11 protein-coding genes and 1 pseudogene are annotated in these 13,053 nt (G+C 64.1%); 3 read left to right on the top strand and 9 right to left on the bottom strand.

Translation table 11 applies throughout. From position 1 onward, the window contains the following. Positions 1-1,250 precede the first annotated feature (1,250 nt). Complete coding sequence (locus tag AOZ49_RS32670) at positions 1,251-1,493, top strand: hypothetical protein (protein ID WP_156355725.1); 243 nt, start codon at positions 1,251-1,253, stop codon at positions 1,491-1,493. 79 nt (positions 1,494-1,572) lie between these two features. On the opposite strand, the gene AOZ49_RS22810 is transcribed toward AOZ49_RS32670, so the two are convergent. Next, positions 1,573-1,779: a cold-shock protein gene (locus AOZ49_RS22810; protein ID WP_006389561.1), complete on the bottom strand. Its 207-nt coding sequence runs from the start codon at positions 1,777-1,779 to the stop codon at positions 1,573-1,575. Between the two features lie 234 nt (positions 1,780-2,013). Next, the gene (locus AOZ49_RS22805) at positions 2,014-3,048 is read right to left on the bottom strand and encodes an AbrB family transcriptional regulator (RefSeq protein ID WP_054477902.1); all 1,035 of its coding nucleotides are present in this window, start codon (positions 3,046-3,048) and stop codon (positions 2,014-2,016) included. Positions 3,049-3,163: 115 nt separating this feature from the next. Here AOZ49_RS22805 and AOZ49_RS22800 point away from each other — a divergent pair, with 115 nt between their 5' ends. Continuing rightward, the gene (locus tag AOZ49_RS22800) at positions 3,164-4,330 is read left to right on the top strand and encodes a pyridoxal phosphate-dependent aminotransferase (protein ID WP_054477900.1); all 1,167 of its coding nucleotides are present in this window, start codon (positions 3,164-3,166) and stop codon (positions 4,328-4,330) included. A 173-nt stretch (positions 4,331-4,503) separates the two neighbouring features. On the opposite strand, the gene AOZ49_RS22795 is transcribed toward AOZ49_RS22800, so the two are convergent. From AOZ49_RS22795 to AOZ49_RS22775, 5 genes are all read right to left on the bottom strand, one after another. Beyond that, on the bottom strand, positions 4,504-6,030 hold the full coding sequence (locus tag AOZ49_RS22795; protein WP_054477898.1) for a tripartite tricarboxylate transporter permease: 1,527 nt from the start codon (positions 6,028-6,030) through the stop codon (positions 4,504-4,506). Further along, the gene (locus tag AOZ49_RS22790; RefSeq protein ID WP_054430996.1) at positions 6,027-6,464 is read right to left on the bottom strand and encodes a tripartite tricarboxylate transporter TctB family protein; all 438 of its coding nucleotides are present in this window, start codon (positions 6,462-6,464) and stop codon (positions 6,027-6,029) included. The genes AOZ49_RS22795 and AOZ49_RS22790 overlap by 4 nt, the downstream gene beginning before the upstream one ends. A gap of 10 nt (positions 6,465-6,474) precedes the next feature. After that, positions 6,475-7,473, bottom strand: a complete 999-nt coding sequence (locus AOZ49_RS22785) for a Bug family tripartite tricarboxylate transporter substrate binding protein (RefSeq protein ID WP_054477896.1) — start codon at positions 7,471-7,473, stop codon at positions 6,475-6,477. 112 nt (positions 7,474-7,585) lie between these two features. After that, positions 7,586-8,962 (bottom strand): sensor histidine kinase, encoded by a 1,377-nt coding sequence (locus AOZ49_RS22780; RefSeq protein ID WP_054477932.1) that lies wholly within the window; start codon positions 8,960-8,962, stop codon positions 7,586-7,588. A gap of 97 nt (positions 8,963-9,059) precedes the next feature. Beyond that, positions 9,060-9,737: a response regulator gene (locus AOZ49_RS22775; protein ID WP_006392118.1), complete on the bottom strand. Its 678-nt coding sequence runs from the start codon at positions 9,735-9,737 to the stop codon at positions 9,060-9,062. 496 nt (positions 9,738-10,233) lie between these two features. Here AOZ49_RS22775 and AOZ49_RS22770 point away from each other — a divergent pair. Further along, a pseudogene (locus AOZ49_RS22770) lies at positions 10,234-11,626 on the top strand (ClcB-like voltage-gated chloride channel protein). Positions 11,627-11,750: 124 nt separating this feature from the next. Here AOZ49_RS22770 and AOZ49_RS22765 read toward each other — a convergent pair. Next, on the bottom strand, positions 11,751-12,218 hold the full coding sequence (locus AOZ49_RS22765; RefSeq protein ID WP_054477894.1) for a GNAT family N-acetyltransferase: 468 nt from the start codon (positions 12,216-12,218) through the stop codon (positions 11,751-11,753). Between the two features lie 7 nt (positions 12,219-12,225). Continuing rightward, on the bottom strand, positions 12,226-13,053 hold an 828-nt coding region (locus AOZ49_RS22760; RefSeq protein WP_054477892.1), incomplete at its 5' end, for a tRNA modification GTPase.

Genomic DNA, 13,053 nt, shown 5'->3' with positions numbered 1-13,053 from the left:
AGCCCTTCATCTTGAATGTCTCCCGTCATTCAACTGAAACACTAAACGCCTATGCCGAATCCGGCGCCGTTGCCGCTTAGACCGTCCAGGTCGCAAGCCCGAAGCAGTCGGTTCCCGCCGCCCCCCTCCCTCCCCGCGTCACCGGAACAATCGGCCGCAGGCAGAATCCTGTCGGCGCACAGCCAGGGCAAAGGCATGAATGGAAATCAGGCTCGCCGGCACAAAGCCGAGACAAGGCAGACTCACCAGCACCTTATGCACAAAAGCATCCACAAGCTCAAACGCCTCCGCGGACCCGGTTTCACGTGGAACAACTCTGGGGATAACTTGACGCTGCCGTCAACGGGGAGGCTGCGAATGTGGCTCTGAACCGACTCGACAGGGAATTACCCAGATTGCGGAAACCACACAAATTCGCAACGCGCTGCCTGGGAAAGCATGGGCCGGAGAACTGAATCGCCATGCCTGCAACGTCTGCGATCCGCCCGGCAGGTATACCCGGGACGATACGGTGGCAGGCGGGAAAAACAGTGGAAAAGATTGTGGATAAGCTGCCGCTATCGGTTCGATAAGCGCGGCCAAAACGCGGAGCCGGGCGCGAGCACGGAAAAGCCATATTCCTGAACATTCCGATCACGCGAGTGAGACATTGCCCCTGAACTTAACGGGGAACTTCAAACCGGGGCAAAAGTCCAACCGCGCCTTAAGCAGGCATCGGCGACTTATTCACATATTTATCCTCGCCGCCGGCGGATGCATCGCGCCACAACACACAAGTCCAGGCGCGACGCTTGATCGGAGAATCATCTTGCCCGTCCTGGAAGTTTCGCGCCATCATCCTTTCGGCTGACACGCCTCTACGCCAACCGCGGACGCGGCGACCCGACTGTGGAAAACTCGCCGGCACATAATCCGGGAGCAAATCCGCTTTCACATGAAATCCACAACATGGCGTTCCCGGCGTCAAACTCGACGGCAGTGCACCGTCGGGCGATCCTCGTAAACCCATTTCCGATTCGCTATCCCCATTTCTATCCACAGGCTGAGCCCCCCCACCTTTTGGCTATCCAAGGTGTCATTCTGTGCATAACCGGGATGGGGATATCTTTGTGAACAACCGCGACGCGAATGGATAAAAATGCGTCATGGCGAGCATCAATGCTGCTCCGCCAGCGCCAGATTCAGCCCGGCCAGGCAGACGAAAAAATGCCGTAAACGCCCGGTTTTCCTAGGGAAACACGCGGTTTCCCATGAAACGCGCCCTGGCCGGCATGCGGGCGCCGGTGACGAGTCGAGCGCAGCGTTCCGCCTGCGGATCTTTTCCGAAAATTGTGCAAAACTCCCCGGCGCAAACGCAGCGTGCTTCATTACTGCGCAGCGCTATGCACATGCCCGAAAATAATTATCCACAAACTTATCCAACGCTCGAGGATATGTTAGTGAACACTAACATCACGGAAATAGCCGGGCAACAAAACCCGCGCCGCAAATGAAACAACGCCCCAGACCGCGAGGTTCTGGGGCGTTGTAGCCAGGCCAGGCCTGGCGGACGGGAAATTGGGATTTCCCGATTTAGAGCGGGCGAATTTCGGCCGCTTGAGGTCCTTTCGGACCATCCTTGACTTCGAATTCGACTTCCTGGCCTTCGTTCAGGCTGCGATAGCCGCGGCCCTGGATGGCGGAAAAGTGTGCGAACACGTCGGTGCCACCAGCATCCGGCGTAATGAAACCGTAACCCTTGTCAGCGTTGAACCACTTGACTTTGCCCTTCTGAGCCATTTTCCTAGCGTCCTGTAATTAACGAAATGCAATGAATCAAGGACGCCGTGAGAACTGAACGACCGGTAGGGATACCTGCGTTGGTGCTGCGTTCTCGCTTGCCGCAAAAGCGGCAGAACAAGTCCGCGCGCTGCTTGAATCAACTGCGGAATCAGCATACTCATCCCGCATTACAGACTCATATAGTTGTTTTCCCCAATGTGTCGTATTTTTCTGACTGGAAGCTCAATACCGCTACGCGGAATTTGCCTGCCGCCGCGCCAGGAACGCGTACATCGGCCCGGTCACGATCACCACGAACACCATGCGCGACACGTGGAATGCGGTCACCACCGGCACGCCCAGCTGCAGCACCTTGGCCGTGATCGCCATCTCCGCGATGCCGCCCGGCGTGGTGCCCAGGATCAGCGTCGGCACCGGCGCCGCGGACCACAATGACAACAGCGCGCCCAGGCCGAATGCCAAGGCCAGCGCGATCACCGTGAACACCGCCACCGCCGCGATGAAGCGCGGCGCCGCGCGGAAGAAATCCGGCCGATAACGGTCGCCCAGCGACCAGCCGATGAAGAGCTGGCCGACCTTCGGCACGAAGTCCGGCAACGCGGACAACTCGATGCTGCTGGCTGTCAGGATCATCGCCACCAGCATCGGCCCCAGCACCCACGGATTGGGCAGGCGCAGCTTCATGAAGAACAGGCCGCCGAGGCAGGTGAGCGCGACCAGCGCGGCCAGGCCGGCGCCGTGCACCGTCCTGGGCCCGGGCACCGTGGGATCGATGCCCGCCACGCCCCACCATTGGAAAATGAATGGCACCGTCATCACCACCATCAGCACGCGCACGCTGTGCGCCGTGGCCACGCGATCGATGCGGGCGCCATGGCGTTCCGCCAGGCTGGCCATCTCGCTGGCGCCGCCCATGGCCGACGAAAACCAGGCCGTTTTGAAATCGGCATCGGTATAGCGCCGCAGGATCGCGGTGCCGATGAACGCCAGCCCCAGCGCGAACAGCATGCCGACGATGATGGGACCGGCATTGCTGCCGATGTGCCCGATCACCTGCGGCGTGAAATACAGGCCCAGCGACGTGCCGATGACCCACTGCCCGGCATTGCGCGCCGGCCGCGGGCATACGGTGCCGCCGCCCGCGATGCGCACCGCCGCCGTCAGCAGCAACGCCCCCAGCATCCACGGCAACGGCAAATGCATCCACAGCGCCAGCAAGGCGCCCGTCAACGCGATCGCCAGGCCGCCGACGACCCTCCACAACATGTTTTGAACCACGATACCGCCCACGCCTATAAGCTCATGAGAAAACCGAATTATGAGTTAGTGGGATACTTACGAAAACTCTCTTGCACACCCAGCGTTCCACTTCGCGTCCACCATGATCCGATCCAAACTTCCCGACGTCGGCACCACCATCTTCACCGTCATGAGCCGCCTGGCCATCGAGCACAAGGCCATCAACCTGGGCCAGGGCTTTCCGGACTTCGATCCCGATCCCGCACTGTGCGCGCTGGTCAGCAAGGCCATGGCCGACGGCCATAACCAATATCCCTACATGCCCGGCGTGGCGCCGCTGCGCGAAGCCATCGCCGCCAAGACGCAGGCCCTGTATGGCCGCGCCTACGACCCGGAAACCGAGATCACCGTCACCAGCGGCGCCACCGAGGCGCTGATGGCCACCGTGCTGGCCGCGGTCAACAGCGGCGACGAAGTCGTCGTCATCGAGCCCTGCTACGACTCCTACCTGCCGGCCATCCGCCTGGCCGGCGGCACCGCGGTGCCGGTGCCGCTGCGCGCGCCCACCGCCGAGGATCCTTACTACCGCATCGACTGGCAGCGCGTGCGCGACGCCATCACGTCCAAGACCCGCCTGCTGATGCTGAACTTCCCGCACAACCCCACCGGGGCCGTGCTGGACGACAGCGACCTGGACGCGCTCGAAGCCATCGTGCGCGACACCGGCGTGCTGCTGGTGTCGGACGAGGTCTACGAACACATCGTGTTCGACGGCAAGCCGCATGCCAGCATCGCGCGCCGTCCGCTGCTGGCCGAACATGCGTTCGTGATCTCGTCGTTCGGCAAGACCTATCACACCACCGGCTGGAAGATCGGCTACTGCTGCGCGCCGCGCCAGCTCAGCGCCGAGCTGCGCAAAGTGCACCAGTTCATGGTGTTCACGGTGCCCTCGCCGATGCAGTTCGCGCTGGCCGAATTCATGCGCGATCCCAAGCCCTACCTGGAGCTGCCGGCGTTCTACCAGGCCAAGCGCGACCGCCTGTCGCAAGGCCTGGCCAAGACGCGTTTCAAGCCGCCGCCCAGCCCCGGCACGTTCTTCCTGCTGGCCGACTACAGCGAGATCTCCAAGCAGAACGAAGCGGACTTCGCGCGCGACCTGACGGTGCGCCACGGCGTTACGGTGATTCCCGTTTCGGCCTTCTACCAGAAGCCCGACGCGGCCGAATCGAACCATCGCATCGTGCGCTTCTGCTTCGCCAAGAAAGACGCCACGCTCGATGCCGCGCTGGAGCGCCTGGCGCAGGTCTGACGACGCGCCGCGCGCATCACGACAAAGCGCCCCATCGGGGCGCTTTTCTTTTGTCTCGACCACGGATGTAGAGATGAAAAAAAGGAGCGCCGCGGCGCTCCTGAACAACCTCCGGCGTGGCATGCTCCGACGCCGCGCGGCCCCGTGCCGGCGGGGCCGCGGCGCGGAACCCGTCACACCGGTTCGGCGGCAACCTTCCTGGCCCGGCGCACGCGGCGCAGGATCTGCGGCACCACCACCACGGCGATCGCGGCGGTCCACAACGTGATGGCGACGGGACTGGCGAACAGCACCGACACGTTGCCGTCGGTCATCGACAGGGCACGGCGCAGGTTCTGTTCCATCATGTTGCCCAGCACCACGCCCAGCACCAGCGGCGCCATCGGCACGCCGAACTTGCGCAGGAAGTAGCCGATCGCGCCAATGCCCGTCACCAGCGGCAGATCGAACGTGCCGGCGTTGATGGCATACACGCCGATATAGCTGATGCACAGGATGCCCGGCACCATCAGCCAGCCAGGCACCGACAGCACCTTCGAGAACAGCCGCACCATCGGCACGTTCATGACGAACAGCAGCACGTTGGCCACGAACAGCGAGGCGATCAGGCCCCACACCAGTTCCGGCTTGGTGTCGAACAGCACCGGACCGGGCGTGATGTTGTAGAGCGTCAGCGCCCCCATCATCACCGCGGTGGTGCCCGAGCCCGGCACGCCCAGCGTCAGCATCGGCACGAACGAACCGATCGCCGACGAGGTGGCGGCGGCTTCCGGCGCGACCAGGCCGCGCATGTCGCCCTTGCCGAACTTGGCGTTCGGATCCTTGGCTTCGATGATGCGCTTTTCCTGCGAGTAGGCCACGGCCGCGGCCACGCTGGCGCCGGCGCCCGGCAGCACGCCGACGCCGAAGCCCACCAGCGCGCTGCGCACCACGCTCCACCAGGTGAACGCCAGCTCCTTCAGGTTGAACAGCTTGCGACCGCTGGGCTTGACCTCGACGCTGTGGCCCGCCATCACTTTTTCAAGCATCTCCAGCATCTCGCTGACCGCGAACAGCGCAATCACGACGACCACGAAATCGATGCCATCGGCCAGGTGCACGGAGTCGAAGGTATAGCGGTATACGCCTGAGTTCGCGTCCACGCCGATGACCGAGATCGACAGGCCGATCATGGCCGCCAGCACGCCCTTGATGGGCTGCTTGCCAAGCAGGCTGGTGAGGCAGCAGAACGCGAAGATCATCAGCACGAAGTACTCGGCCGGACCGAACGCCAGCGCCCATTTGGCCAACAGCGGCGCCAGCAGGATGATGCCCACCACCGACACGATGGCGCCGAAGAACGCGGACCACGCCGACAGCGACAGCGCGACGTTGGCCAGGCCCTGGCGCGCCAGCGGATAGCCATCCAGCGTGGTCATGATGGCGCTGGCCTCGCCCGGCACGTTGAGCAGGATCGAGGTGATGCGGCCGCCGTATTCCGCTCCCACGTACACCGCCGCCAGCAGGATCAGCGCGGTCTCGGGCGGCAGGTTCATGGCGAACGCGATCGGGATCAGCATCGCCACGCCGTTGATGGGCCCCAGGCCCGGCAGCACGCCCACCATGGTGCCGAAGAACGAGCCGATCGCGGCCACCAGGATGTTGGTCCACGAGAACGCAACGCCAAAGCCGATCGACAGATGATCGAGGATTCCGCTCATACCAGGTTCTCCAGCAAGCCACCGGGCAGGACCACGTCCAGCACCTTGTCGAACAACACGAAGAAGAAGACGCTCATGACCACGCCGCCCAGCGCGCACTTGGCCCAGCCGCCGCCGAACAGGCGGCCGACGAACACCGTCATCAGCGCGGTCGCAATGACGAAGCCGAGCCACTGGAACAGGAAGGCGTAGCCGGCGGCGAACGCCACCATCAGCGCGATGCGGCCATTGGCGCCGGCGGGATTGGGCTCCACCGGGTTGCCGCCCTTGTAGGCCAGCCGCAATCCGCACAGGCCGATGATCAACGCCAGCAGCAGCGGGAAGGCGCGCGGCCCCACCGGTTCGTAGGCGAACGGGGCTTCGATGCCCCACCCCGCCCAGGTCATGAAGGCCGCCAGCAGCAACGCCGCGATGCCCAGGATTCGATCGTTCATGATGGGCGGCCTATTTCTTGACCAGGCCGAAGGAGCCGGCCAGTTCGGCGTACTGCTTGACCTGCTGCTTCACGTAGGCGTCCAGGTCGGCGCCGGTCTTGTTGAAGGGGAACAGGCCTTGCTGTTCGCGCAGCTTGGCGAACTCGGGCGCCTCGGTGACGCGGTTGAAAGCGCTGACCCAGAACTGGTAGTCGGCGTCCGACACCTTCGGGCCGACGTAGAAGCCGCGGATGATGGGCCAGACGATGTCATAGCCCTGCTCCTTCGCAGTCGGCACGGTGTCGAGCTTGCCCGGCAGGCGCTGGTCGTTGAACACGGCCAGCACGCGGATGGGGGCGCCGCCCTCGAGCATGGTGAAGGCTTCCGCGGCATCGCCCATGTAGGCCTGGATGTGGCCGCCACGCAGGGCGGTGACAGCCTCGCCGCCGCCTTCGAAGGCCACGAAGCGCATCTTCTTGAAATCGACCCCGGCCGCCTTGGCGGTCAGCGCGGCCTTCATCCAGTCCTGGCTGCCCACGGTGCCGCCGGCGCCCAGCACGATCTTGGTCGGGTCCTGCTTGAAGGCCTCCATCAGGCCCTTGAGGTCGGTGTAGGGCGAATCGTTGCGCACCACGGCCACGCCGTAGTCGGTGCCGATGGCCGCCAGCCAGCGCACGTCGTCGACGTTGTACTTGCCGAACTTGCCCTGCGCCAGGTTGAGCAGCGAGCCACCCGAGAACGCGACGATGGTGCCGGGTTCGTTGGGATGCTGGGCCACGATGTTGTTGTAGGCCACGGCGCCGATGCCGCCCGGCATGTAGACGATGCGCATGGCGCTCTTGAGCGCCCCGCTCTGCTTGAGGCCTTCGGTGGCCAGGCGGCAGGTCAGGTCGAAACCGCCGCCGGGCTGGGCGGGGGCGATGCACTCGGGGCGGCGCGGCTCGTCGGCGGCGTGGGCGGCGCCCAAGGACAGGGTGATCGCGCCAAGGGCCGCGACGGCGGCCAGGCGCAGCTTCAGGCTGGTCTGCATTTCTTGCGTCTCCGAATTTATAGGTCTAGGCATGGCTGGCGATTCCGGCGGCGTGACGCCGGTCCGGGTCCAGCGGATGCCACCGTACAAAATCGAAGCTTTCCAAAAGCTTTCAAAAATCGCCGTTTTCCTGGTGCGACGCAACATCCGCGGCCGTTTTCAGGGAAAACACCAGCGACGCGCGCAGGCCTGGCCCCGGAATCCGGTTCTCCAGCGCCAGGCGGGCGCCCAGCAGTTCGGCGATGGTGCCGACGATGGCCAGTCCCAGTCCGGCGCCCGGCTTGTTCTTGCCGGCCGCGCCGCGGCGGAAACGCACGCCGGCGCGGGCGATATCCTCGGCCGACATGCCGGGACCGCTGTCTTCCACCGTGAGCCAGGCCTGGTCGGCCTGGTGGCGGACCAGCACCGTGACCATGCCGCCGGGGGCGGTGTAGCGGATGGCGTTGTCGACCAGGTTGCTGACCGCTTCCCGCAACAGCCAGTCGGCGCCGTTGACCAGGACCGGCCCGGTCTCGGCCTCCAGGCCGATGTCCAGCTGGCGGGCACGGGCGGTCGGCAGCAGGCCGCGGATCACCCCGTGGGCCAGCTCGGCCAGGTCGACCGGTTCGGGCGCGAAACCGGCTTCGGGCAGGGAAGCGTCCTTAGCGCGCGCCAGGGCGAGCATCTGGTTGGTGGTGCGTACGGCCCTGTCCAACCCCTCCTGCATCGCCAGAAGGGCTGTACGGACCTCCTGGGGGCATGTTTCGCGCAGGGCATACGCCGTCTGGGTCCGCAAAACCAACAAAGGCGTGCGCAACTGGTGCGAGGCGTCGTCCAGGAACTGGCTCTGGACCCTCGCCTGAGCCGCGTAGCGGGCCATGTGGAGGTTTACGGCCGCAACCAGGGGTAGGACCTCACCTGGCATCTCCGACGCGCTGACGGGGCTTAAATCGTCCGCGGAACGCCTTTCCACTTCCTGCTTCAGGCGCTGCAGGGGGCGCAGGGCCATGAAAACCCCCAGGACGATCACCAGGACGCTGATCAGGATCACGGCCAGGTCGCGCTCCACCGAGCGCACCAGCGCCTGGTGCAGGAACGCCTGGCGGCTCTCCAGGCCTTCGGCGACCTGCACGATAACCCGTCCCCCTTTGTTCGCATAGAGCGGCGGATCCATCGCCCGCGCCAGCGCGGCGACCCGTACCGGGGTGCCCAGGTAGGTTGCATAGAAAAACTGGGCCTCGCCGGATTCCAGCGGCTGGGTCGGCATGGGCAGCCCGGGATGGCCGATTTCGGCCAGCCCGTCCTCGGTGGCCACGCGGTAGAACACGCTGCCATTGGCCGTCAGCTCGAAAAATTCCAGCATCAGGTACGGCTGCTCCATGGCTAATCCACCGCTGGCTGTGGATATGTTGTGGTCGATCGCGCGCAGCGCGCCAGCGAGCGACCGGTCATAGGCGATATCGACCTGGTTTCGCAGCTGGTGGTTGGACAGCCAGAGCGCGCCGACCATCACCAGCACCAGGGTCGGGATCAACCACCAGAGCAACTGCGTTTTCAGGGTCCGGTTGCGGCTTTTTTTCCTGGAAACCGGGGTTTTTTCCGGAAAACTAGTTGTCAACAGCGTTCTCCAGGCAGTAGCCCATGCCGCGCATGGTGGTGATCTGCACGCCGGTTTCCGCCAATTTTTTGCGCAACCGGTGCACCAGCACCTCGATGGCCTCGAGGTTGATGTCGGCATCGTCGGTCACGATCCGATCCAGGATCTGCTGCTTGTTGATCGGTTCGCCGCTTTTCTGGATCAACACCCGCAGGACCGCGTGTTCACGTGGGGATAACTGCAAAGCCTGTCCGGAGACCGTGAATTTTTGCGCGGAAGTCTCGAAAACCAGGTTTCCCAGGGTGAGTCGCGGATGGTCGCGGCCACGGCTGCGGCGTACCAGTGCGATCAAACGCGCTTCCAACTCTTCCACAACAAACGGTTTCGGCAGGAAATCGTCCGCGCCTTCGTGAAGCGTCCCGATTTTTTCGGCCAGTGAATCGCGCGCGGTCAGGACCAGCACCGGCGTACGGTCGTCTCGCGCGCGAATCTTCGCCAGCAAGGTATGGCCATCCATGCCCGGCAGTCCCAGGTCAAGGATGACCGCATCGAATTCTTCGACCGCCAGTCTTCTTTCGGCGACCAGGCCGTCATCGGCCCAGTCGACCACGAAGCCCGCATGCCGGGCCAGGCTTCTTGCAAGCCAGCGAGCAAGTTCGGCTTCGTCTTCTATGAGAAGGATGCGCATGGACGGAGTCCGGGGGGGGGGGCGTGGCTGGGAGATAGGAGAAAGCATGTTTGTCTTTTCCCTGTATTTCTCTTTATATAAAGACTAATGATTAATAAGGCCTGTGGATAACTACCTTAACCTTGGAAACCTGTTTTTTTTCATCAGGTTGCGAGCGTTTTTGGCTGTGCAAGAACTCTGTGTGGGAAAAGAGTCGAAGTTGGACAAGATTTGGGAGCCCACCGAAAACCCCCGCTTGTTCAACTTGCCTCCACACAATGTGCACAACCTGCCGCCTTAGGAGTTATCCACAGCCCTGTTCTGCCGAACCGGGTCGGGAAGCGGCACTTTTACCCCGAAAAAACGCCCCTTGCCTACCCTGGTTTTCGCCCCTTTCCGGGCCCGTAAAGGCCCCTGGAGGCGTTGCCGGAACCGGCTATGTGAGGGGTGGCGTCTCTCTGCGGTTGACGTTGCGCTGAACAAAAAGTGAGCAGGTTTCCGCCGTAGAATCCCGCCCATGGCACGACAACTCAGAATCAAAAAACCGGCCTGGGCGACCTGGCTGAGGGGCCGTTTGCTGGCCGACAATCTGCCCGCGACCCTGTGCGCGGCCGCCTTGATGGGACTGGCCGGCGCGCTGGCGACGGTGATTTTTCGGGAACTGCTGGGCTGGATCCAGATGGTGCTGGGCGGGGTCGATTCGCCGCACGGGATGGTGTCGCTGGCGCGCGGGCTGTCGCCTTGGGAACGCTTTCTGCTGCCGGCGGCCGGGGGCGCGATTGCCGGATTGATCCTGCAGGCGGCCGCCCGGCGCCTGCCGCCGCGCGGCGCCGCCGACTATATGGAGGCGATCGCCATCGGCCGCGGCGTGATCGGTTTTCGGCAGACCGTGGCGCGCAGCATTTCTTCTTTGTTTTCAATCGGTTCGGGCGCTTCGATCGGCCGTGAAGGACCGATGGTGCAGCTGGCGGCGATGTTCTCGTCGCTGTCGGGCCGCTACCTGGTCCTGCCGCCCCGCCATCTGCGGCTGCTGGTGGCCTGCGGCGCCACCGCCGGGATCACGGCCGCCTATAACGCGCCGATCGCCGGCGCGCTGTTCATTTCCGAGATCGTCTACGGCGCCATTTCCTCGGCGACGCTGGTGCCCCTGGTGGTGTCGTCGGTGGTCGCCAACATCGTGACGCGCCAGATCCTGCACTACGACGCGGTCTTCCATATGCCGCCGTTCGAGTTCGTGTCCGGCTGGGAAGTGGTCAATTACCTGGGGCTGGGCCTGATCGCCGGGATGGTGGCGCCGCAATTCCTGCGGTTTCTCGATGGGTCGAAGGCCCTGTTCCGCCGCTTGAGCCTGCCGCTGTGGGCCAAGATGGCGCTGGGCGGACTGGTGGTCGGCGCCCTGTCGGTGTTCAAGCCCGAGGTCTGGGGCAACGGCTACAGCGTGGTCAACAGCATGTTGCACACGGAATGGGCCTGGCAGGCGGTGGCGGCCATCCTGCTGTTCAAGATCGTGGCCACCGGCGCCAGCGTCGGTTCCGGCGCGATCGGCGGCGTGTTCACGCCGACCCTGTTCGTGGGCGCGGCGGTCGGGGCCCTGTATGGCTCCGGCCTGCATGCGTTGTTTCCCGCTGGCGACCTGTCGGCGGTGTCGAGTTATGCTGTGGTCGGAATGGGGGGCGCTGCTGGCGGCCACGACCTATGCGCCGCTGATGTCGATCTTGATGATTTTCGAGATGACGTTGAGCTATGAGGTGATGTTGCCGCTGATGCTGGCGTGCATCACCGGCTTCGTGATCGCGCAACGCATCCGGCCGGATTCGGTGTATGCGAAATCGCTGGCCAGCAATCGAATTGCGCGCGAGACGTTGAAGTCGGCGCCGGCGCTTCCCGCGGACAGGTCGCGGGATTTCTGATCAGAATTTTGTCTAAAAACTGCTTGAAAATAGGGGTGAGCAAAAGCTCACATATTTTTCCACGGAAATCATTGATGCCGGGTTTCGTCAATTAAGTGAGCTATTGCTCACTTAATTGGAGGGGTCAATCCAGGCACTTCGTCATGAACACGCGTTTCAGGCCGATCTCTTCGGCGCGATGCGTCTCGACATAGCCATAGCGCTGATAGATGGCGATGTTCTCGCTCATCGCTTCCTGCGTGTACAGCCGGATGCGCGGATAGCCCGCCTGCCGCGCGATGGTTTCCGCCCATTGCATCAGTTCGCGGCCATAGCCGCGCCCTTGCGCGCCGGGCGACACCGCCACATTGTCGAGCAGCAGGCAATCCGCTTCGCGCACCAGGACCAGCACGGCCTGGATACCGCCTTCGTCCTCCAGCACCTGCGCCTGTCCCTGCGCGATGCGCAAGCGGTAATCGTCGCGCATCGGTCCCGGCGTGGCGCCGATGCGCGCCACGTAATGGCGGTAGGCCTCGTGGACGATGCGCTCCACCTCGGCCAGGTCGTCGGCCGTGGCCGGACGGATGCGGTGGGGCGCGCCGGTTGCGGTCATGGGAACGCTATTTCCCGATACAGAAGCTCGAGAAGATCTCGCCCAGCAGGTCGTCGCTGGTGAACTTCCCGGTGATGCTCGACAGGCTGTCATGCGCCAGCCGCAGTTCCTCGGCGAACAGGTCCAGCACGCGGTCGTCCTGTTCGGCGTGTTCGGCCGCCAGCGCCAGGTGCTCGGCGGCCTCCTGCAGCGCATGCAGATGGCGCTCGCGCGCCAGCCAGGGCGATTCGGCGCCGGGATTCCAGCCGGCGATCTGCAGCAGCTCGGCGCGCAGCGCGTCCAGGCCGGCGCCGCGCTTGGCGGAAATGCCGAGTTCGCCGGGGCCCGCCGTAAACGCTGTGGATAACAGGTCCACCTTGTTGAAAACCTTCAGCACCGGCGTGCGCGGCGGCAGGCGCGCGGTGATCTGCGCGTCCAATTCGTCGCCTGGCTGAGTGGCGTCCTGCAGGTGCAGGATGACGTCGGCGCGCTCGATTTCCTGCCAGCTGCGGGCGATGCCGATGCTTTCCACGGTGTCTTCGGTTTCGCGCAGGCCGGCGGTGTCGACGATGTGCAGCGGCACGCCGTCGATATGGATCTGCTGCACCACTTTGTCGCGCGTGGTGCCCGCAATCGGCGTGACGATGGCGACATCGTCGCCGGCCAGCGCGTTCAGCAGGCTGGACTTGCCGACGTTGGGCTGCCCCGCCAGCACCACGTGCAGGCCTTCGCGCAGGATCACGCCCTGGCGCGCCTGGGCGATGAGATGGCCGAGGTCGCCGGCCAGCTTTTCCAGCGTGGGCCGCGCCTGATACTTTTCAAGGAAGTCGATTTCCTCTTCGGGGAAATCGAGCGT

Origin of the sequence: Achromobacter sp. 2789STDY5608615 (assembly GCF_001298995.1) — a bacterium.
Lineage (GTDB): Bacteria > Pseudomonadota > Gammaproteobacteria > Burkholderiales > Burkholderiaceae_B > Achromobacter > Achromobacter insuavis.
The sequence above is the reverse complement of the archived record's forward strand: the minus strand, read 5'-3'. Positions and strand labels throughout refer to the sequence as shown.

Bases quoted from the DNA above. Each gene is read 5' to 3' on its own strand.
- AOZ49_RS22780 (WP_054477932.1), bottom strand. From the start codon at position 8,962: ATGGTCGGCGCGCTCTGGCTGTCCAACCACCAGCTGCGAAACCAGGTC.
- AOZ49_RS22775 (WP_006392118.1), bottom strand. From the start codon at position 9,737: ATGCGCATCCTTCTCATAGAAGACGAAGCCGAACTTGCTCGCTGGCTT.
- AOZ49_RS22800 (WP_054477900.1), top strand. From the start codon at position 3,164: ATGATCCGATCCAAACTTCCCGACGTCGGCACCACCATCTTCACCGTC.
- AOZ49_RS22810 (WP_006389561.1), bottom strand. From the start codon at position 1,779: ATGGCTCAGAAGGGCAAAGTCAAGTGGTTCAACGCTGACAAGGGTTAC.
- AOZ49_RS22795 (WP_054477898.1), bottom strand. From the start codon at position 6,030: ATGAGCGGAATCCTCGATCATCTGTCGATCGGCTTTGGCGTTGCGTTC.
- AOZ49_RS32670 (WP_156355725.1), top strand. From the start codon at position 1,251: ATGAAACGCGCCCTGGCCGGCATGCGGGCGCCGGTGACGAGTCGAGCG.
- AOZ49_RS22785 (WP_054477896.1), bottom strand. From the start codon at position 7,473: ATGCAGACCAGCCTGAAGCTGCGCCTGGCCGCCGTCGCGGCCCTTGGC.
- AOZ49_RS22790 (WP_054430996.1), bottom strand. From the start codon at position 6,464: ATGAACGATCGAATCCTGGGCATCGCGGCGTTGCTGCTGGCGGCCTTC.
- AOZ49_RS22805 (WP_054477902.1), bottom strand. From the start codon at position 3,048: ATGTTGTGGAGGGTCGTCGGCGGCCTGGCGATCGCGTTGACGGGCGCC.
- AOZ49_RS22765 (WP_054477894.1), bottom strand. From the start codon at position 12,218: ATGACCGCAACCGGCGCGCCCCACCGCATCCGTCCGGCCACGGCCGAC.